The sequence below is a fragment of the Microterricola gilva genome (assembly GCF_004217495.1).
GTDB lineage: Bacteria > Actinomycetota > Actinomycetes > Actinomycetales > Microbacteriaceae > Microterricola > Microterricola gilva.
Window position 1 is genome coordinate 941,443 of record NZ_SHLC01000001.1, and the last position, 20,265, is coordinate 961,707.

General features: G+C 68.6%; 19 protein-coding genes. 11 read left to right on the top strand and 8 right to left on the bottom strand.

The window, feature by feature from the left end:
• Positions 1–65 precede the first annotated feature (65 nt).
• Positions 66–1,358: a sensor histidine kinase gene (locus EV379_RS04170; RefSeq protein WP_165397281.1), complete on the bottom strand. Its 1,293-nt coding sequence runs from the start codon at positions 1,356–1,358 to the stop codon at positions 66–68.
• A 40-nt stretch (positions 1,359–1,398) separates the two neighbouring features.
• The gene (locus EV379_RS04175) at positions 1,399–2,076 is read right to left on the bottom strand and encodes a response regulator transcription factor (protein WP_130505030.1); all 678 of its coding nucleotides are present in this window, start codon (positions 2,074–2,076) and stop codon (positions 1,399–1,401) included.
• 89 nt (positions 2,077–2,165) lie between these two features.
• Between EV379_RS04175 and EV379_RS04180 the strand changes: the two genes are divergently transcribed.
• Together EV379_RS04180 and EV379_RS04185 are read left to right on the top strand one after the other, a co-directional pair.
• Positions 2,166–3,296, top strand: a complete 1,131-nt coding sequence (locus EV379_RS04180; RefSeq protein WP_130505031.1) for a hypothetical protein — start codon at positions 2,166–2,168, stop codon at positions 3,294–3,296.
• Between the two features lie 35 nt (positions 3,297–3,331).
• Positions 3,332–4,156: a carbon-nitrogen hydrolase family protein gene (locus tag EV379_RS04185; protein ID WP_130505032.1), complete on the top strand. Its 825-nt coding sequence runs from the start codon at positions 3,332–3,334 to the stop codon at positions 4,154–4,156.
• A 24-nt stretch (positions 4,157–4,180) separates the two neighbouring features.
• On the opposite strand, the gene EV379_RS04190 is transcribed toward EV379_RS04185, so the two are convergent.
• Positions 4,181–5,380, bottom strand: coding sequence for an aminotransferase class I/II-fold pyridoxal phosphate-dependent enzyme (locus tag EV379_RS04190; protein WP_130505033.1), 1,200 nt, complete (start codon positions 5,378–5,380; stop codon positions 4,181–4,183).
• Between the two features lie 180 nt (positions 5,381–5,560).
• Between EV379_RS04190 and EV379_RS04195 the strand changes: the two genes are divergently transcribed.
• From EV379_RS04195 to EV379_RS04215, 5 genes are all read left to right on the top strand, one after another.
• Complete coding sequence (locus EV379_RS04195; RefSeq protein ID WP_130505034.1) at positions 5,561–7,315, top strand: trypsin-like peptidase domain-containing protein; 1,755 nt, start codon at positions 5,561–5,563, stop codon at positions 7,313–7,315.
• A gap of 114 nt (positions 7,316–7,429) precedes the next feature.
• The gene (locus tag EV379_RS04200; RefSeq protein ID WP_207226191.1) at positions 7,430–8,485 is read left to right on the top strand and encodes a glycosyltransferase family 2 protein; all 1,056 of its coding nucleotides are present in this window, start codon (positions 7,430–7,432) and stop codon (positions 8,483–8,485) included.
• A 2-nt stretch (positions 8,486–8,487) separates the two neighbouring features.
• Complete coding sequence (locus tag EV379_RS04205; protein ID WP_130505035.1) at positions 8,488–9,300, top strand: CDP-alcohol phosphatidyltransferase family protein; 813 nt, start codon at positions 8,488–8,490, stop codon at positions 9,298–9,300.
• Between the two features lie 52 nt (positions 9,301–9,352).
• On the top strand, positions 9,353–10,231 hold the full coding sequence (locus EV379_RS04210) for a glycosyltransferase family 2 protein (protein WP_130507291.1): 879 nt from the start codon (positions 9,353–9,355) through the stop codon (positions 10,229–10,231).
• Between the two features lie 62 nt (positions 10,232–10,293).
• Positions 10,294–11,592 carry a CDP-glycerol glycerophosphotransferase family protein gene (locus EV379_RS04215; protein ID WP_130505036.1) on the top strand — a complete coding sequence of 433 codons (1,299 nt, stop codon included), beginning with the start codon at positions 10,294–10,296 and terminating at the stop codon, positions 11,590–11,592.
• Positions 11,593–11,757: 165 nt separating this feature from the next.
• On the opposite strand, the gene EV379_RS04220 is transcribed toward EV379_RS04215, so the two are convergent.
• Complete coding sequence (locus EV379_RS04220; protein ID WP_130505037.1) at positions 11,758–12,732, bottom strand: hypothetical protein; 975 nt, start codon at positions 12,730–12,732, stop codon at positions 11,758–11,760.
• Between the two features lie 119 nt (positions 12,733–12,851).
• Between EV379_RS04220 and EV379_RS04225 the strand changes: the two genes are divergently transcribed.
• Positions 12,852–13,472, top strand: coding sequence for a hypothetical protein (locus EV379_RS04225; RefSeq protein WP_130505038.1), 621 nt, complete (start codon positions 12,852–12,854; stop codon positions 13,470–13,472).
• 77 nt (positions 13,473–13,549) lie between these two features.
• Positions 13,550–13,852 (top strand): helix-turn-helix domain-containing protein, encoded by a 303-nt coding sequence (locus EV379_RS04230; protein ID WP_130505039.1) that lies wholly within the window; start codon positions 13,550–13,552, stop codon positions 13,850–13,852.
• A gap of 242 nt (positions 13,853–14,094) precedes the next feature.
• Here the strand turns inward: EV379_RS04230 and EV379_RS04235 are convergent, their stop codons facing one another.
• The 4 genes from EV379_RS04235 to EV379_RS04250 all read right to left on the bottom strand — a co-directional run bounded on the left by EV379_RS04235 (position 14,095) and on the right by EV379_RS04250 (position 16,829).
• Positions 14,095–14,397 carry a hypothetical protein gene (locus EV379_RS04235; protein WP_130505040.1) on the bottom strand — a complete coding sequence of 101 codons (303 nt, stop codon included), beginning with the start codon at positions 14,395–14,397 and terminating at the stop codon, positions 14,095–14,097.
• 109 nt (positions 14,398–14,506) lie between these two features.
• Positions 14,507–15,253 carry an ABC transporter ATP-binding protein gene (locus tag EV379_RS04240; protein ID WP_207226192.1) on the bottom strand — a complete coding sequence of 249 codons (747 nt, stop codon included), beginning with the start codon at positions 15,251–15,253 and terminating at the stop codon, positions 14,507–14,509.
• Positions 15,253–16,065 carry an ABC transporter permease gene (locus EV379_RS04245; protein WP_130505041.1) on the bottom strand — a complete coding sequence of 271 codons (813 nt, stop codon included), beginning with the start codon at positions 16,063–16,065 and terminating at the stop codon, positions 15,253–15,255. Before EV379_RS04245 ends, EV379_RS04240 begins: the two co-directional genes overlap by 1 nt.
• A gap of 71 nt (positions 16,066–16,136) precedes the next feature.
• The gene (locus EV379_RS04250) at positions 16,137–16,829 is read right to left on the bottom strand and encodes a phosphocholine cytidylyltransferase family protein (protein ID WP_130505042.1); all 693 of its coding nucleotides are present in this window, start codon (positions 16,827–16,829) and stop codon (positions 16,137–16,139) included.
• Positions 16,830–17,119: 290 nt separating this feature from the next.
• On the opposite strand from EV379_RS04250, the gene EV379_RS17580 reads away from it, so the two are divergent.
• Both EV379_RS17580 and EV379_RS04260 read left to right on the top strand, forming a co-directional pair.
• A complete protein-coding gene (locus tag EV379_RS17580) occupies positions 17,120–18,703 on the top strand; it encodes an ABC transporter ATP-binding protein (RefSeq protein WP_341273525.1) in 1,584 nt (527 codons plus the stop codon).
• Positions 18,679–20,253 carry a hypothetical protein gene (locus tag EV379_RS04260; RefSeq protein ID WP_242616232.1) on the top strand — a complete coding sequence of 525 codons (1,575 nt, stop codon included), beginning with the start codon at positions 18,679–18,681 and terminating at the stop codon, positions 20,251–20,253. The genes EV379_RS17580 and EV379_RS04260 overlap by 25 nt, the downstream gene beginning before the upstream one ends.
• Positions 20,254–20,265 lie beyond the last annotated feature (12 nt).

A 20,265-nucleotide genomic window follows, 5' to 3' on the forward strand; every position in this document is an offset into this window, starting at 1 on the left:
GCCACAAGTCTGTGTCGAGGCCGCTGAAGCGACGCTGAAACGACGCCGTGAGACGGGTGAAGCGGTCACCGAGAGCCGCCGGCCGCCGGCAGCTCGACGACAACGGCTGCCCCGCCGAGCGTCGCGTCGTCTGTGATGCGGACGATTCCGCCGTGGGCGCGGACGATCTCGGCGACGATGGCCAGGCCGAGGCCGCTCCCGCCGTGTTCGCGCGCCCGCCCCGGGTCGAGCCGGACGAATCGTTCGAACACCCGCTCCCGCTCCCCGGCTGGAATCCCGTGACCGTCGTCGGCAACGGTGAGGACAGCGCCGTCGGGCGTCTGATGCACCGCCACGGAGATGCGGGAACGGGCGTGACGCGCCGCATTGTCGACGAGATTGCGGACGAGCTGCCTGAGGAGGGCGATATCGCCATGGACCCGGGCGGCAGAGATGCCGGAGGTGTCGACCGTCGGGCCGCCCAGGCCGCGGAGGCGCGCCGTCTCAGCGAGCAACACATCGTCCAGATCCACCTCGCGTTGCTCCAGACGGAGCGCTGCCTCGTCGGCGCGAGCGAGCACCAGCATCCCCTGCACCATCGACTCCAGACGGGAGCCCTCGGCGAGGACCGCCGCGGAGAGTTCGTCCGCGCTGATGAGGTCAGGGTGGTCGCGAGCCAGCTCGGCGTACTGCCGCAGTGCGGCGAGCGGGGACTTCAGCTCGTGTGAGGCGTCCGAGATGAATCGCCTCTGCGACCGATGCGCGACGTCGAGCCTGCCCAGCATGTCGTTCAGCGTGCGCGCCAAGCGGTCGACCTCGTCGCGCGTTCCTGGCTCGTCGACCCGCCGGCTCAGGGTGGCCGATGTGACATCGCCGACCTGTCGGCGCAACCGCTCGACGGGGGCGAGCGCACGCCCGGCACCGACCCAGCTCACCGCCGCGACGAGTGCGACCAGGAGCGGAACGCCGATAGCGAGTGCGGTTGCGAGGGTCGCCATGGTGCGGTCGGCGCTTGTCGTCGGCCGGCCAGCGATGACGGTGGAGCCCGGGTTGGCGTGCTCCACGGCAATGGCGTAATCGGTGTCACCCAGTCGCACGATCTGCGCGGGGTGGCCGATGGATGTCGCGGGACCCAGCGGCGCGCCCTCGCTGCGGGCAACGACGTCGCCGGACGGGTCGACGATCTGCAGCAGCCGATCATCGTCGAACTCGCCGAGGGTCGCCGCCCCGCCTTCCTCCAGCTGTGACGATACCGCTGCGGCGTCCTGGCGCGCACCGTCGAACAGGCCGTCATAGAGGGAGAGCCGGACCAGCGCCCAGAGAGCTGCCGCCCCGCCGATGAGAGCCGCAGCGACGACTGCGGTCGCAACGAGTGTCACCCGGGCCCGAACCCCAGCTCGCTGCCGAGGACGCGCGCCATCATCCCCTGTCATCGCTCAGCCTGTATCCCGCGCCGCGCAGCGTCTGGATGCTCGCCCGCCCGAATGGGCGGTCGATCTTGTTCCGCAGGTGCCGGATGTACACCTCGACGATGTTCGGGTCGCCATCGAATGCGAAGTCCCACACGCCATCGAGCACCTCACGCTTCCCGACGACGCGATCGGTGTTCCGGCAGAGGAACTCCAGCACCGCGAATTCTCGAGCGGTCAGCTCGATCGGCGCTCCTGCCCGGTCGACGCTGCGCGTCGCGGGGTCGAGCGAGAGATCGCCGACGCGGAGGATCGGCGGACGCGGGGAGCTGCCGCGTCGGATCAGGGCGTGGATCCGCGCCACGAGGATTGCGAAGGTGTACGGCTTGGTGAGGTAGTCGTCGGCACCGGTCTCCAAGGCCTCGACCTGGTCGAGCACCCCATCCTTCGCCGTGAGAACGAGCACAGGTGTCCAGTTCCCCTGCTCCCGGAGGCGACGGCAGATTGTGTAGCCGCTGAGCCCAGGCAGCATGATGTCGAGGAGGATCGCCGCGTACGGTTGCTGCTCGGCCAGCCAGAGCCCGTCGACGCCATTCGAGGCGGTGTCGACCGCGAAGCCCTCCGCCTCCAGACCGCGCTTCATGCCGTCCGCGAGTCGTCGCTCGTCCTCAACAATCAGAAGCCGCATCCGGGCACCTTCCTGTCACGTTCAGTGTGGGCTCTGTCGCTGAAGCTCCGCTGAACGGTGCGGGGAGGGCGCTGCGCTAGCCTGACACCGTGACTGAGATGGAGCGCGCGCGCACCCCGGAATCCCGACTCGCGCAATTCCGATCGGAGTGGCCGACCTCCGTCAGCTGGCGCGAGGTGCGCGAGGAGGATCCGACTGCGTTCCGTTCGGCCGTGCACGGCGCACTTCTTCTGCCCCTGGCAGTGCTCGCCACGCTCGTTGCTGTGAGCCTGTCGATGGAGATCCCGATCGCGATCTCGCTGCCGGACTGGCTCGACTGGATGCGCGGGCTCATCCTCGTTGCGGCCTTCTGGGTGATGATCGGGCTGTGCATCTGGAGTCTCGTGCTGCTCTCGCTCCCGTTCGACGCTCGCCGCGGCATCGCCATAGCCCGCTTCGCGCAGGAACGGGGGCTGCTGTACTCCCGCAACGGTTTCGCGCCGGATCGCCTCGGAATCTTCTTCGCGGAAGGGCGGGGGCGACCGGCGCCGCGCAGGCCGGTGCGGCTCGCACATCAGCTCGACCCGTCGCGGGGACCGCTCTTCCTCTCGGCGTTCTCGCTCTGGCGGGGGACCGGTGCGCCGAATCCGTCGCTGCAGATCGCCGTCGCCTCGTACACGGGTGGCAAGAGCGATCCGAAGGGGCCACGTCACGCTTTCCGGTTCATGGAGATGGGACTCCCGCGGACCCTGCCGCACCTCATGATCGATGCGCGCCGCAACGGATCGCTGCGCTCGCTGCTCCCAGGCACGCAGCGACTCTCGCTCGAGGGCGACTTCGACCGCTATTTCACCGTCTACGCCCCGCAGGGCTACGAGCGCGACGCGCTCCAACTCCTGACGCCCGACGTGATGGTGTGCCTCATCGACCACGGCAGGCGCTGGGACATCGAGATCATCGAGGACCGGCTGATCGTCGCCTCGAGTCGATTCCGCCGGCGCTCGGATCGTGCCGACGTCACGGCGATGCTGCTCTTCTCGGAACTGATCGGCGCGGAACTCGGCCGCCAGGCCGCGTACTACACGGATCCGCGCGCGGATCAGCCGCGAACGCAGGTGGCCTCGGCTGGGCGCAGACTTCGGCTCCGGTCGGCCGCATGGACTACCGCGATCTTCGCGCTCGTCGTTGCAGCAATGCTCACGTTCCCCCACGTGCTTGGCTGGATCCTCGACAACAACTAGCGGGAGATCTCGCCCGCGGGCAATAGGCTGGCCGCATGACTGAGAATTCGGCGGAGCGGCAGGCGATCGGCGTCGCCGTCGCCCAGTTCGCCCCCGGTGCGGATGCGGCGGCCAACCTCGCCGAGATCGAGCGGATGACGCGGCTCGTCGCCCTGCGCGGCGCGACGCTCGTCGTCTTCCCCGAGTACTCCAGCTACTTCACGCCGACCATGGGGCCGGACTGGCTCGCGGCCGCCGAACCCATCGACGGACCCTTTGTGCTGGCGCTCGCCGCGCTGGCCGACGAGACCGGCTGCCACATCGTCGCCGGACTCGTCGAGCGGGGCGAGGACGCCGCCCGAGTGCGCAACACCGTCGTCGCGCTCGCGCCCGGCGCCGGGCTCGTCGCGACGTACCGCAAGATGCACCTCTATGACGCCTTCGGCATGACGGAGTCCGACTGGGTGGAGGCCGGGCCGATCGCCGACCCGGAGACCTTCGAGCTGGCCGGCATCCGCGTCGGCATGCAGACCTGCTACGACATCCGCTTCCCCGAGGTGACGAGGCGTCTCGTCGATGCCGGCGCCGACCTCGTGCTCGTGCCGGCCGAGTGGGTGCGCGGGCCTCTGAAGGAACAGCACTGGCGCACGCTCTGCACGGCTCGCGCGCTCGAGAACACGATCTACCTCGCCGCCGCCGATCACGCCCCGCCCGTCGGCGTCGGAACGAGCTTCGTGATCGACCCGATGGGCGTCGAACTCGTGACGATCGGGGAGGAGAGCGGCGTCGCAGTCGCCTGGATCAGCCGGGAGCGCCTGCAGTCGGTGCGCACGCTCAACCCCGCGCTGGCGCTGCGCCGTTTCGGGGTCGCACCGCGCTAGCGCGCTGGCGGCCTACCAGGTGGATCAGCGCGCGCCGAGCCCCGCGAGCTGGCCGGCCGCGCGCTCCAGCAGCTCGAACTTCTTGCAGTAGGCGAAGCGCAGCAGCGAGGAGTAGCCGGCCCGCCGTTCCTCGTGGACGAAGGCCGTGATCGGCACGGCGACGACGCCGGCGAGCTCCGGCAGGCGGCGGCAGAGCTCCGCGCCGTCGTCGAAGCCGAGTGGGGCGGCATCCGCGACCACGAAGTAGCCGCCGGCCGGTTGCGACACGGTGAAACCGGCCGCGACGAGCCCGGCCGAGAGCACGTCGCGCTTGGCCGCGAGGGTGGCGGCGATGCCGGTGAAGAAAGCGTCGGGCAGGCCGAGACCGACGGCGATCGCGGGCTGGAACGGCGCGCCGTTCACGTAGGTCAGGAACTGTTTGACGGCCAGGATCGCCGTGATGTTGGCCGCCGAGGCGCTCACCCAACCGATCTTCCACCCGGTCGTGTTGAACGTCTTGCCGCCGGAGCTGATGCTGATCGTGCGATCCAGCGCCCCCGGCAGCGTCGCGATGGGCACGTGCGGCGCCTCGAAGGTGAGGTGCTCGTAGACCTCATCCGTCACGATCAGCGCGTCGTGCCGCTCGGCGAGTTCGACGATGAGTTCCAGCGTCGCGCGGGGGAGCACGGCACCGGTCGGGTTGTGCGGGGTGTTGACGAGGATGACGCGGGTGCGATCGGTCACGGCGTCGCGCAGGCGGTCGAGGTCGGGCTGGAAGTCGGGTGCAAGCAGCGGAACGGTGACATGCGTGCCGCCGGCGAGCGCGATGGTCGCCCCATAGGAGTCGTAGAACGGCTCGAAGGTGACGACCTCGTCGCCCGCGCGCACGAAGGCGAGGATGACGGCAGCGATCGCCTCGGTCGCACCGGCTGTGACGAGCACCTCGCGCTGCGGGTCGAGTCGGATGCCGTAGAAGCGCTGCTGGTGCGCGGCGATCGCCTCGAGGAGCACCGGCATGCCGCGCCCCGGCGGGTACTGGTTCACGCCATCGCTGATCGCCCGGCGCGCGGCATCCAGTACTTCTGCAGGCCCGTCCTCGTCAGGGAAACCCTGACCGAGGTTGATCGCGCCCGTGCGCTGGGCCAGCGCGCTCATCTCGGCGAAGATCGTCGCGGCAACGGTGCCATCGGCGGCGAGGAGGCCGGCACCGGCCGCTGCGCGCTGCCATGGAGCTGGTGCACTCATCGGATTCCTGTCTGCTTGTCAGTCTCATCAGAGTACGCTGGCCAAAGGCGTGAGCGAGTGAATTTCACCGTCTCGAGGTGCTCGGAGAAGGCCCAACTGATCCCAAGGTAGCTCCCAGCTTTCCCATAAAGAACCCACAGCCACCCGGTGGATGCTTGAGCTTGCTTGGAAGGAGCAACCATGACCGACAACATCAACAAGGACTCAGTACAGCCAGAGCCGGCACGCTCCGTGCCTGTCGACGCTGAGGCCGTAGTGACCCCCGAAGCCATCACCCCCGACGCTCCCGTCGCCCTGACGGCAGCCGAGGCTCCCGTGACTCCCGCGGTGCAGACCCCGGTCGCCGACGTGCCGGCCGCCCCGGCTGAAGCAGCCGTCGCCGCCCCGGCCCCCGCAGCAGCCCCGGCGCCTGTCGCCCCGCCCGTGGCTCCCGCCGCAGCCGCTCCGGCGGTTCCGCAGCAGCCCTCGGCCGCCCCCTATGGTGCAGCAGCGCCGAATGCCACCGTCTACGCGCCGAACACCCCGCCGCAGCCCTATGCGAGCCAGCAGGCTCCGACGGCGCAGCTGCCCTACGGGCAGCACCCCTCCCAGCAGCACCCCGCCCAGCCGTACGGCGCCCAGCACACCCAGCCAACGGTCCCGATCCCCGGAGCAGCCTTCGGCGTCGGTGGACCCGGCGGCCCCGGTGGCCCCGCCGCACCCGCCCAGCCTGCGGCATCCGCAGCGCCCAAGCGCAATGGCGTCGGCATGCTGGTCGCGGCCCTCGCGATCGGTGCACTCGTCGGTGGCGGTTCGGCCGCCGGCGTGATGGCGATCGCCGGCGCGCAGAACCAGGGCACGCCGTCGTCGTCCGTGTCGTCGCCGCAGAACGTCGTGGTGAACAACACCGACTCCGTCACCGAGATCACGGCCGTCGCCGCCAAGGCGACCCCGAGCGTCGTGACGATCTCGGTCGCCGGTGAGACCGGTGCGGGAACGGGTTCAGGCGTCGTGCTGAGCGAGGACGGCTACGTCCTCACCAACACGCACGTCGTGACGTTGGACGGCGAGACCGGCCACCCGCAGATCCAGGTGACCATGAGCGACGGAACGCTGTACGCGGCGAGCATCGTCGGCACAGACCCGATCTCCGATCTGGCCGTGATCAAGCTCGAGAACGCCAGCGGCCTGACCGCGCTGAAGTTCGCGGACTCCAGCAAGATCAACGTCGGCGACACCGCCATCGCCATCGGCGCACCGCTCGGCCTTTCCGGAACCGTCACCAACGGCATCGTCAGCGCGCTGAACCGCAGCATCACCGTGGCCTCGTCCGCCGTGCCGGAGACCCCGCAGGGTGACAGCACGACCCCGGATGGCGGCAGCGGCCAGGCCCCGTTCGACTTCTGGAACAACCTGCCGGGCCAGCAGCAGCAGGCCCCGTCGGCCAACAGCGGAAGCATCTCGCTCGCGGTCGTGCAGACCGACGCCGCGATCAACCCCGGCAACTCCGGTGGCGCCCTGCTCAACTCTCAGGGCGAGCTGATCGGCATCAACGTTGCCATCGCAACGGCAGGCGACAGCAGCGCATCCGGCAGCATCGGTGTCGGCTTCGCCATCCCGTCGAACGTCGCCGAGCGCGTGTCCACCGAGCTGATCGAGAACGGCACGGCCACACACGGTCTGCTGGGCGCGACGGTCTCCCCGGCGGCGAGCGTCGAGGGCAGCACGACGGTCGGCGCCTACATCGCCGACGTCACGGCCGGCGGCCCCGCCGCATCGGCCGGACTGCAGAAGGGCGATGTCATCACCCGCTTCAACGGTGTTCCGATCACCGACGCCAACGACCTCACCGCCCAGGTGCGCACCGTGAAGGGCGGCGGAGACGCCTCGCTCACGTACGTGCGTGACGGCAAGAGCTACGACGTCGACGTCACCCTCGGAACGCTGGGTAGCTAGTTCGAGGAGAATGCGCCTCCTTCCTGCATCGCCGTCCCGCCTTCTGGCGGGGCGGCGATGTCGCGTTCTGGGCGCCTGATAAGCTCTCAAGTCCAGTTCGTTTGAGTGGAAGAGATGGTCGACACGGTGTCGAATGACGCAGTCGCTGCGCTTCCTGGTGTTTCGTATGTCATGCCGGTGCTCAACGAAGTGACCCATGTGCGAGCCGCAGTCGACAGCCTGCTCGACCAGGACTACGAGGGTCCGTTCGAGGTCGCGCTGGCCCTTGGCCCGAGCATCGACGGCACGACGGAGCTCGTCGAGGACATGGCCAGGGTCGACCCGCGCATCCGCGTCATCCCGAACGAGGTCGGATCGACGCCATCCGGCCTGAACGTCGCGATCCGCGCCTCCCAGTACCCCATCATCATCCGCGTCGACGCGCACTCCGTGCTGCCCCGTGACTACGCCCGCATCGCCGTCGAGACGCTCCTGCGCACCGGAGCCGCCAATGTCGGCGGCATAATGGACGCGAAGGGAGAGAGGCCGTTCCAGCGGGCGGTCGCCCGCGCGTACGGCTCCCGCGTCGGACTCGGCGGTTCCTCGTTCCACGTCGGCGGCGAGGAGGGCCCGGCGGAGACCGTGTACCTCGGCTGCTTCCGCCGCGAGGCCATCGAGGCCGTAGGCCTCTTCGACGAGGGCATCAAGCGCGGGCAGGACTGGGAACTCAACCGCCGCCTCCGCAAGGCCGGTGGCGTTGTCTGGTTCACGCCGAAACTCACCGTCATTTACCGGCCGCGACCGAGCGTCAAACGACTGGTGAAGCAGATGCTCTCGACCGGGCTGTGGCGCGGCGAGCTGGCCCGCCGCTTTCCGGAGAGCAACGGCATCCGGTACTTCATCCCGCCGGTGATGGTGCTCGGCGTCGCCATCGGACTGCTCATGGGCGTCGGCGGCCTCATCCAGAGCCTGCTCGGTGCCACGCCGTGGCTGCTCGTCGGTCTGCTCGCACCGGCGGTCTACGCCGCCTTCGTCATTGTGGCGACGCTCGCCAGCCTCACGGCGCTCGGATTACGCAGCGCGCTGTGGTTTCTCCTAGTGTTGCCGTGCATCCACTTTTCGTGGGGCATCGGATTCGTGCTGGGCTATCTCAAGCTCACGAGCAACATCACGGCACACAACGGAAGGTAACCATGGGGCAGGCAACACCCAGGCAGGAGCGCCCCTCGTCGATCGCCGAGCTGCGTGCCGTCGCCCAGCCGCCGGAGGTGCGCTCCCGGCGCAACGCCGAACACTGGACGGCGTCGCTCTACCTGCGTGACCTCTCGCCGTACCTGACCTGGATGCTGCTGAAGACGCGCATCTCGGCGAACGGCGTGACCGGGTTGATGATCCTCGTCGGCTGGTCGACGGCCGCCGCCCTGCTGATCCCCGGCATCTGGGGTGCGGCACTCGCGCTGCTGCTCGGTCAGCTGCAGATGCTCGTGGACTGCAGCGACGGCGAGGTCGCCCGTTGGCGGCGCACCTCATCGCCGGCCGGGGTGTTCCTCGACAAGGTCGGGCACTACTCGACCGAGGCGCTGATCCCGCTCGCGCTCGGCATCCGTGCCGCCGCCTACCCCTTCGAGGCTCCGGCCGACTTCCTCTGGACGACCCTGGCCGGCCTGCTCGCCCTGTTCATCGTGCTCAATAAGGCGCTTAACGACATGGTGCACGTCGCCCGCGCCAACGCCGGCCTGCCGAAACTCGCAGACACCCACGGCGAATCGGCCCCGCGCGGCGGACTGATCGCCGCCCTGCGCAAGGTGGCACGCTTCGTGCCGTTCCACCGGCTCTACCACTCCGTCGAGCTGACCATGCTGATCTTCGCCGCGGCGCTCATCGGTCTCTTCACCGGCCAGCCGGAGACCGACCGCGTGCTGCTCATCGTCCTCGTGCCGCTCTCGCTGCTGGCGCTCGTCGGGCACTTCCTCGCGATCATGGCATCCAAGCGTGTTCGATCCTGATTCTCCGCTGATTGAGCCTGCCTCTCCGCTGATTGAGCCGGCCTCTCCGCTGATTGAGCCTGTCGAAATCCCGACGGTCGGTGTCGTCGTGCTCACGCAGGGCACGCGGCCGGACGATCTCGAGCGGGGCCTGCTGAGCATCCTGGCCCAGCAGGGCGTGGCGCTCGACGTCGTCTGCGTCGGCAACGGCTGGCAGCCGACCGGGCTGCCCGCCGCCGTCAAGACGCTCGGCCTGCCAGAGAACCTCGGCATCCCGGCCGGCCGCAATCGCGGCGTCGGACAGGTCAGCGGCGAGTACATCTTCTTCCTCGATGATGACGCCAGCATCCCGGATCCCGGCTTCCTCTCCGCCGCGATCGGACAGCTCCGCGCCGACCCCACGATCGGCCTGATCCAGCCGCAGGTCGTCGACCCAAGCGGCACAACGTCGCCACGGCGCTGGATCCCGCGCATCCGCAAGGGGGAGGCCGGGCACGCCAGCAACGTCTTCTCAGTCTGGGAGGGGGCCGTGCTCCTGCCGCGCGCCGTCTTCGATGCGACGGGCGGCTGGGCCGAACCGTTCTTCTACGCCCATGAGGGCATCGAGCTGGCCTGGCGTGTCTGGAACACCGGCAAGCGGGCCTGGTACGCCGGTGACCTCGTGGCCAACCACCCCGTCATCCAGCCGACCAGACACAGTTACTACTACCGGCTCAACGCCCGCAACCGCGTCTGGTTGGCGAGGCGCAACCTGCCTGCACCGTTCGTGCCGCTCTACGTCGGCAGCTGGACGGCGATCCAACTGCTGCGCTGGTGGCGGCATCCTGCCGCACTCTCGGCCTGGTTCGGCGGCTGGCGTGAGGGGTGGCGTTCCGACCCGGGGGAGCGGAAGCCGATGTCGTGGCGGACCGTGTGGCGCATGACACGCGCGGGGCGTCCACCGATCGTCTAACGATTCGGTCAGCGCCACCCGTTCTGGGGTGTCGACTGCGTGCCGCTCTGTACTCTTGACAAGTGGGTATTCAGAAAGACGCGCGCAACGCGATCAAACTCGTCAAGGGCGTCTTGGCGTCACGCAAGGCACAGCGGCTGCTGCGCGAGAAGCTGGCCGAGCAGGGCCCGCTCGAGCCGCACAAGTACAAGGTGGCCGTGTACTTTGCCGACGGCAAGGTCAACATGTACCAGATGCGGCAGTGGTACAAGCCGCTGGCGAAGCTCGCAGAGACGTGGCCGGTTGTCGTGCTCAGCCGGGCATCCGGCGCCGCCATCACCATGCTCGACGAATCCCCGCTGCCCGTCGCCTACGTACGCAAGGTCGTCGACCTGGAGCGGGTGATCCACGAGCAGGACCTGCGCGTGATCTTCTACGTGAACCAGAATGCCAAGAACTTCCAGATGATGCGCTACGGGCGCCGCTGGCACGTTTTCATCAACCACGGTGAGAGCGACAAGATGTACATGACGACCAACCAGTTCAAGGCGTACGACTACTCTCTGATCGCGGGGGATGCCGCACGTGCCCGCCTCGGCAAGGTGCTCTGGGACTACGACTTCGACAAGCGCGCGCTGCCGATCGGCCGCCCCCAGGCCGACCATTACCTCGACGGCGCGCCGCTGCCGTACGTGCAGGACGAGCGCGAGGTCGTGCTCTACGCGCCCACCTGGGAGGGTGACCGTGGGGGTGCGGCGTACGGCTCCATCGCCACCCACGGCGTCGCGCTCGTGCGCGGCCTGCTCGCGAGCCCCAGGCACCGACTGATCTACCGCCCGCACCCGCGCTCCGGCGTGCTGGACCCCGCGTACGCCGCGGCCAACCGCGAGATCGTCCGCGCGATCGAGGCAGCGAACGCCGCCGATCCGGCGGCGCAGCACGTCTACGACACCGGCTCGCAGCTCGGCTGGCAGCTGGTCGCCGCGGATGTCGCAATCGTCGACATCTCCGCCATGGTCTACGACCGTCTGGCCGCGGGCAAGCCCCTGCTCATCACCCGCCCCGCGAACCCAGCCGCGGAGATCGACACGAGCGGCTACCTCTCCGACTGCGAGTGGCTGACCGCGGATGACGCGGCCGGCATCGTCGCGATCGTCGACGAACTCAGCCACGGCGATGCCGCGCAGCAGCGCCTCAAGCGCTGGGTCGAGTACTACTTCGGCGACACGACGCCCGGCGCCGCCACACGTCGCTTCCATGGCGCCGTGCAACACCTGATGACCGAGTGGGACAAGAACGCCGCCCTGCACGCCGCCGATGGCGAGATCGACGATCACGACGTCAAGGGTGACCTCGACGACGCCGACGAGATCGACGTCTAGCCGGCATCCTCGCCGTCCGGCCGGCGCCGGCCATCACTCCCGGCGCCGAGAGTGCAGAAAATGCGCGGGATCCGTCGTCTGCAGCGCAGAAAGTGCACTCTCGGCAACTGGTCGGCGCTGCTCGGCCGCTGTTCGGCCACGGCGCGGCCGGGCGCGCGGGCCGCGCTACGGTGTGCGCTGATCCGTGGTGTCTGCCGACTCGGACGGCGCGCCGGCATCCGCGGGGCTCGATGTGCCCTTGCCGCGGGGGAGCGCCTTGCGCACCGCACCTCCGACTCCGCCCGCTGCGCCCTTGACGACGCCGCCGACGCTCGTCGCAGCCCCGAGCATCGCCCCGCCGACGCTGGTGCCGACGCGCGTGCTGCCGCGCATGGCTCGTGCTCGCAGCGACACCGTCCGCACGCGCGGCTCGAGTTCTGGCGGCATGATCAGCGGGGCGGCGCCGAAGCCGAGGCGCGCATTGCGCAACACGCGTTTGCCGAGCATGTTGTTGCCGATGCCGCCGATGGCCGCTCCGACGCCGAACGGCAACGCCTTGCCGACGACGCTCGCTCCACCGCGCACAGCGAACTGCCGGATGAACGCCGTCTTCAGGCGGTCGAGGAGCGGGCCCATGACGACCTGCGGAATCGCGCTGGTCACCATCTCGCCCCAGTACATGTTGCGCGTGAATGTGCCGCCCGTGAACTGACCGGCGAGGTTGCGCACGAGGTCGGTGCCCGCCCGGCCGAGCATCAACGTCATCACCAGGGCACGCGCCCGGTCGGGGTCCTCGACGGCGATGCCGTGCACCTCGGCGACCGATTGTGCGAAGAGCGCCGTGGCCTCGAGGAAACCGGCCGTCTCCACGCTGGAGAGAGCGAGCGTCACGCCGGTTCCGATGGCCGGTATGACCGCGGTGGCACCGACCGCTGCACCGCCGGTGGTGACGGCGGCGAGGTAGCGCAGCTCGAGGATGCGCACGAGCTGCTGCGGCGTCGCATCCGGATTCCTGCGCCGAATGCTGCGGATGTGGGCGAGGACGACGGGGCGTTGAATCGCCAGCACTCGGTCGATGCCGCGCACGAGTCCGCTCGGCAGCTCTCCGCCCTGCGGGGTGCCGCCGGTCGGCGAGATGATCGGTTTTGCTTTTCGAGCCACGAGGCGATCATATGGGCAGCCGCTGTGCGTCTGGCTGAGCTTCACGGCACAGCGTCACCGGCGACGCTGCCAGGCGACCGGCCCGGCGGTGCGGTCCGGTGAGCCGCTAGCCTTGACGCATGGCCACTGTGATCACCGAAGACGACGTCGATGAACTTGAGCTTCGGGACTTCGACCCGACGACCGGCAGCGTGACGGGAGGCGTCGCCGAGCATCTGGAGAAGGCGGCGATCTTCGAGCAGTGGGCAACGGATGCCGACAGCTACACCCTCGACGACGCGCTCACGCCCGCGCACCTCCTGATCGTCGCGGCCGAGCACCTCCAGATGGCCCACGACACCACCGAGGCGTTCCGGCTCGTCGAGGCGGCCATGGCGCACTCGAGCGTGAAGCCCTTTGAAGCGCACCCGACGCTCATCAGCCTCCACCTCGAGCAGGACGATCGCGCAACAGCGCTCGCCCTCGCCGACGAGGTGCGGACGACGGGAAGCGACGACCTCGGGGTCTATCAGCAGATCGCGGAGGGCTTCGAGATTGCCGGTGAGCTCGCCCTCGCGGAGCGTTGGTACGCGATCGCCCTACGCGCCCTCGACAAGGTCGGACTCGAGAGCCCGAGCGATCGGATCGCGCTCCTCGCCGGGCGCTACCGTGTCCGCCGTGACGGAGGCAAGCCGCTCGATGTCCTGGACGTCGAGACCGAGCAGCTCCGCGCCGAGCGCGGGCTGGATCCGCTCGACTGAGCGTCTCTACTTGAGGTGTAAACGCTGCAATGCTGAACACTCTGGTCTCGAAAGCGCAGGGCAAGTAGTCATGAGTAATGGCATCAACGCACTCGGAGGCAGCTCGAATTCTGGGTGAACGCATCCGTGGTGTGCGCCTGGGGCTCGGCATGAGCCAGGAAGAGATCGCGCAGCTCGCCGACATCCACGTGACCAACCTCGGCAAGATCGAGCGCGGTCAGGCGAACCCGAGTCTCACGACGATCGTCCGTGTCGCCGGTGTGCTCGGCGCCGATCCCGCCGAACTCGTTCGCGGGCTGGGCCTCGAGGATCTGCCGGACACGACTCGGCCGCTGACGGTGGCCGACTTCGTACGCGAGCGTCGCTCCCGCGGGCTCTGACGCCGGACTTCACGCCGCCCGCCCGCTGCCGCCCGCTGCCGCGGGACGACGCCACACCGTGGGCCCGCTAAAACTGCGCCGGCCCGGTGAATACGCCGGGCCCGCGTTCAGAAGCCGGGCCGGCAGGACGCGGGCTTCGACGGGCTCGGCCTGCGGCGCGAGCCAGCACCCGCATCGGTGACGGTTGCCGGGGTTGCCTGGGATTGGGTTGCCGCCTTTCGCGACGCTGCGCGTCGCGCGCGTTAGAAGCTCACACGCCAGAGGTACTCGTCGCCGTTGGGGCGTGACCAGCGCACGACGACGACGGTGCCGCGCGCGGGATTCTCTGCGTGCAGGGTGAAGCGCACGGCCGCCCCGGCCTCGACCGCGGTCGGCAATCCCCAGATCAGGGTGCCGGGGCCGAGCACGGCCAGCGTGAATCCGACGAGGCGCTCGGCGCTCGCATTGCGCAGCTCGAAGCGCGGCGCGCGACGTCGGTCCAGGCGCCACGGCACGCGATAGGCGGGGTCGCTGGGGGAGTCGAGGGGCGCCGCGGGCTTCAACATGTCTGGCACGGTAGCGGCGGCATCCGACGCTCGACGCCGATTCCGTCGTGCGCACCCTGTGGCTGTGGAGAACCGGGCGATCCGCCGGCCTGTGAGGGGGAGGACGGCCCTACTTGACGCCGTAGTCCTCGTTGTAGCGTCCGAGCACCTCGGCGATCGGGGCGTCCAGCACGAGCGCGCCCTTGTCGAGGTAGAGGCCGCGTGTGCAGAAGCGGCGGAGGTCACGCTCGTTGTGCGAGACGAAGAACAGCGTGCGGCCACCGGCGAGGAGCTCCTCGATCCGGCGGTAGCACTTCTCGCGAAATGCCTTGTCACCGACCGCGAGCACCTCGTCGACGAGGATGATCGGCTCCTCGAGCCGGGAGATCACGGCGAAGGCGATGCGCACCTTCATGCCACTGGAGAGGTGTTTGTACGGGGTGTCGAGGAAGTCGCCGATCTCGGCGAAGTCGATGATCTCGTCGAATCGGGCATCGATCATGGCCTTGGTCATGCCGTGCAGGCCGGCCGTGAGGTAGACGTTGTCACGCACGGAGAGATCGTCGACGAAACCGCCCGTGATCTCGATCAGGGGAGCGACGCCGCCCTTGACATCGACGCTTCCCTCGTCCGGCAGGATCACACCGGCGACGAGCTTGAGCAGCGTCGACTTGCCTTGGCCGTTGCGCCCGACGACGCCGATCGCCTCGCCGGCGTGCACGTCGATCGACACGTTGCGCAGCGCCCAGAACTCGCCGGGTCGGCTGCGCCGGTCGCGGCCGGCGAAGAGATCCTTGAAGTTGCGGCGTCCGCGGCGATTGCGACGAAAGCGGATGCCGGCATCCCGCACCGTCATCACCACCTCAGCAGCTGGCATCAGATCTCCTTCAGCACGGAGCGCTCGAGGCGGCGGAAGACGAGGATGCCGACCACGAGGAAAGCGAGGGACATCACGGCGGACACGGCGACGGCGAACCAGTCGAGCTCACCGGGGAAGAACCCGGCGCGGTAGAGGCCGAAGATGCCCGTGAGCGGGTTGAACGCCGCCCAGAAGTGCAGCTCCTCCGGCAGGTTCGAGGTGCCGTAGATGATCGGGGATGCGTAGAACAGGAAGCGCAGGATCAGCTTGGTCGCGCGCTCCAGGTCGCGGAAGAACACGACGAGCGGTGCGACGATGAGGCCGATTCCGACGGTGAGCACGGTCTGCAGCACGATCGCGAGCGGGAACAGCAGGAGGTCGATGTTGAGGTTGACCGTCTCTCCGGAGAGGACGGCGAACAGCACGAAGAGGGCGAGCACCGGGATGGAGGCCAGGAACTCGATCCCCTTGGAGAGCACGAGCCTGTTTACCCAGATCGTACGGGGGATCTTGGTGGACCGGATGAGCTTCGCCTCGCGCAGGAACGCGCGGGTGGAGTCGGAGACGGTGCCGTTGAACCACATCCACGGTAGGAGCGCGGCGAGCAGGAACACGATGTACGGTTCGCTGCCGACCGGGCGCTGGAACACCTGGGTGAACACGAACCAGTAGATGCCGGCCATGACCAGCGGATCGAGGATCGACCAGACATAGCCGAGCGCCGACGTCGAGTACCGAACCCGCAGATCACGCCGCGTGAGCAGCCAGAGCGCATGCCGGTAGCGTGCGAACGGCGTCCACTGCGGGCGCTCTTCAGCGATTGAACTCACAGCCACTATCGTATGGGCGCGCGCGGGGTGATTCGCGCAAGCCCATACGCACAGCGAGTGATGGCGACTACTTAGACGAAGAGGTTGGCGCGGGCCAGGTCTTCGGCGAAGTCGACCTCGACCGCGTACAGGTCGGAGATGTCGACGGGCTCGACCAGCAGGCCGAACTTCTCGATGGCAACCTCGAGGCCACGCTCGAAGTAGTCCTGGTCGCCGACCTTGCCGAGCTCGCGCTGGAACACGGCCTTGTCGGCGCTCGAGATGTAGTTGATGCCGACGGCCTCGCCGAGTCCGCCCTTGACAGTCTTAGAGAGCTCCTTGATGTAGCCCTCGGCGCTCGTCGTGTACTTGACCTCTTCATCGGAGACCTTGGAGGTGTTCACCGTGACGAAGCTCTGGTCGCGCGCGATCATGGCGGCGGCACGGTCGAGGATGCGCGGGTCGAAGACGACGTCGCCGTTCATCCAGAGCACGCCACCGGGCTGCGAGGCCTGCAGGGCGCGCAGAAGGCTCTTGGAGGTGTTGGTCTGGTCGTACTCTTCGTTGTAGACGAAGGACGCCTGCGGGAATGCCTCGATGATGTGCTCGAGCTTGTAGCCGACAACGATGGTCACCTTGGCGTCGGTGCCGAAGGCGTGCTCGATGTTGTCGAACTGCTGGCGCATGATCGTGCGGCCATCGCTGAGCTCGGTGAGTGGCTTCGGCAGCGAGCGACCGAGACGGCTTCCCATGCCTGCGGCAAGAATTACGACCTGGGTGGTCACGATGGGCTCCTCAAAGAAATTCGGGCGGACCGGGAAATCTTGTTCAGCGCAGAAGCGGCCCTATTGCCGAGTCCTCCACGCAAGATTCACGTCCGGTTCACCCTTACGTTTACGTTAAGGCACGCCATTATGCCTACGTCATTGTACCGTGACACCCTCTCGGGGGTCCCGGTCGGATGCCGGGTTGTTTCCAGTTCGTTATGCGGCGCTCGGCACTTTCACAGATTCGGATTCACGCCGATGACGGCAGGGGCCCGGTCTCGGGCCGGTCTCTTTGGTAGCTTGGCTGAGTGACTTCTCTGCCGCACGATGCCCCTGACTCTGTCCCGAGCGAATCGACTCCGGGTGCCGCTGCGCCCCGGAAGCGTGCGCCGCGCAGCGCAGCAGCCCTCGCGGCCACGACGAGCGCCGCCAAGACGAGCGCCGCAAAGTCCACCGCGGTGAAGGCCAGCGCCGCCAAGACCACAACGGCGAAGACCACCGCGACCACGACGGCAGCCAGGAAGCCGGCCGCCAGCAAGGCTGCCGCGCCGGCGAAGGCCGCGGCAGCCAAGACGACGGCGGCCAAGTCCGCGGCGGCGACGACGGGGGCCAAGGCGCCGGCAGCCAAGACCACCGCGGCCAAGTCCGCCGCAACGAAGACGACCGCCAAGACCGCGGCGAAGACGACGGCCGCGAAGTCGACGGCAGCACGGACGACGGCCGCGACCGCCGCCGCGGCCAAGAAGGCGAGCGCGACCAAGGCGAGCGCAGCCAAGGCGACCGCGGCCAAGGCGAGCGTGGCAAAGGTGGCTGCCGCGACCGCAGCCGAGATCGTGGATGACGGCCAGGCCGTCGTCGCCGAGACCGTTGCCGCCCAGAAGACCGCCGCGCCCGCTGCCGCGAAGCCCGTCGCCGAGGCGCCGGCGATCGAGACTCCGGCGATCGAGACTTCGGCGGCGGAGACCGCTGCTGTTGAGGCACCGCCCGTCAAGACACCCGTCGAGACCGCCGCTGCCGAGGTCGCGCCCGCCGCGGAGGACCCGGCGGCGGTCGCGGCCGTCGTGCGTGCGAAGGCGCCGGCCAAGAAGAAGGGCACGCGCCGTGTCGCAGCAGTTGCCCCGGCTGCCGACGCCCCCGTCGTCCTCCAGATCAGCGCGCTGAGCAAGCACTTCGGTGACATGACGGCCGTCGACCAGATCGAGCTCGCCGTGCGCACCGGCTCCTTCTACGGCATCGTCGGCCCGAATGGCGCGGGCAAGACGACGACGCTCTCCATGGTCACCGGTCTGCTGCGTCCGGATGCCGGCACTGTCAGTGTGCACGGCATCGACATCTGGGCCGACCCGGTCGCCGCCAAGCGCACGATCGGCGTTCTGCCCGACCGGCTGCGCCTCTTCGACAGGCTCACCGGAGCACAGCTCCTCTACTACTCAGGCATCCTGCGCGGACTCGACAATGCAACGGTGCGCGAGCGCTCGGCCGACCTCGCCGCCGCATTCAGGCTCGAAGACGCCCTCAACCGTCTCGTCGCCGACTACTCGGCCGGTATGACGAAGAAGATCGCACTGGCCTGCGCGATGATCCACTCGCCGCGTCTGCTCGTGCTCGACGAGCCGTTCGAGGCCGTCGACCCGGTCTCGGCGGCGAATCTGACCGAGATCTTGCAGAAGTACGTCGCGGCGGGAGGCACGGTCGTGCTCTCCAGCCACGGCATGGACCTGATCGAGCGCGTGTGCGACAGCGTCGCCATCATCGTGCACGGCCATGTGCTGGCATCCGGAACCCTCGACGAGGTGCGCGGAGCGGCAACGCTCGAAGAGCGCTTCGTCGAACTCGCCGGCGGACGCAAGGCAGCGGAGGGGATGGAATGGTTGCACAGTTTTTCGGACTAAAACTCCGACTGCTGGGCAATCTGTTCCGGCGCAGTCCATGGCAACTCGTCGGCATGATCGTCGGGCTGCTCTACGGCCTCGGTCTGGCCGTGTTCCTCACGGTGGGCCTCATCGCCCTCCGCTTCGTGAACGAGACGGAGGTGATCCGCGACTTCATCGTGCTCGGCGGCTCCCTCGTTCTGCTCGGATTCCTCATCATTCCGCTGATCTTCGGCGTCGATGACACCATGGATCCGCGGGCATTCGCGCTGTTCGGGATGCCGAACCGGCGGCTCTCGCTCGGCCTCGCGCTCAGCGCGCTCCTTGGCATCCCTGCGGTCACGCTCACGATCGTGCTGCTCGGCTTCGTCGTCACCTGGTCGCGCGGAATCGCAGAGACGCTGCTCGCCGTGATCGCCGCGGTGCTCGCGCTCGGCAGTTGCGTGCTTGCGGCGAGGGTCACGACGTCGATCGCCTCCTTCCTGCTGGCGACCAGGCGGGCCAGGGAGTTCACCGGCGTGCTCGGCCTCTTCGCGCTCGTCATGATCTCGCCTGTCGTGATCCTGCTGAGCAACCTCGACTGGGAGAAGGACGGCGCCGCGGTGATCGCGCAGCTGGCCACGGTGCTGAGCTGGACCCCGCTCGGGGCCGTCTGGGCCGTTCCCGGTGACGCCAGCAGCGGCGACTGGGGCCCCGCTCTGCTCAAGCTGCTGATCGCCGCCGCAACGCTCTGGCTGCTCTGGGTGGGCTGGCAAGCCCTGGTCGCCCGGATGCTGGTGACGCCGGGCCGTGAGGCCGCGAGCAAGGCGTACCACGGTATCGGCTGGTTCGACCGGCTGCCGCACAACCCGGCCGGCGCGATCGCCGCGCGCAGCATCACCTACTGGACGAGGGATGCCCGCTACTGGGTGTCACTCGTGATGATTCCCGTCCTGCCCGTGATCCTCATGCTCTCGCTCAGCATCGGCGGTGTCAGCGGCGAGTACCTTGCGCTGCTGCCTGTGCCCGTGATGAGCCTGTTCCTCGGCTGGACGATTCACAACGACGTCGCGTACGACAACACCGCGATCTGGTTGCACGTCGCATCGGGCACGAAGGGAGCGGCCGACCGCATCGGGCGACTCGTTCCCGCACTTGTACTCGGGGTCATCGTGATCGGGCTCGGCACAGGGGTCAGCATGCTGCTGAGCAAGGACTGGAGCGCCACGCCGGCGCTGCTCGGCGTCAGCACCTGTCTGTTCCTCGGCGGTCTCGGCTTCGGCAGCTACACCTCTGCCCGTTTTCCGTACCCCGTCACGAAGCCGGGCGACAGCCCATTCGCCCAGCCGCAGTCCTCCGGAACGGCCGCCGCCCTCGTGCAGTCGCTGACGCTGTTCGGCACCGTCGTGCTCAGCCTGCCCGCCGTCGGCTTCGCCATCCTCGGTTTCACCGACAACCCGGAGTGGCACATTGCGTCGCTGGTCGCGGGCTGCGGCGTCGGTGTGATCGCGCTGATCGTCGGCGTCTGGGTCGGTTCGCGCACCTTCGACGCTCGTGGGCCAGAGCTGCTGGCGGCGGCGCTCCGCGCCTGACAACGGGTGGCC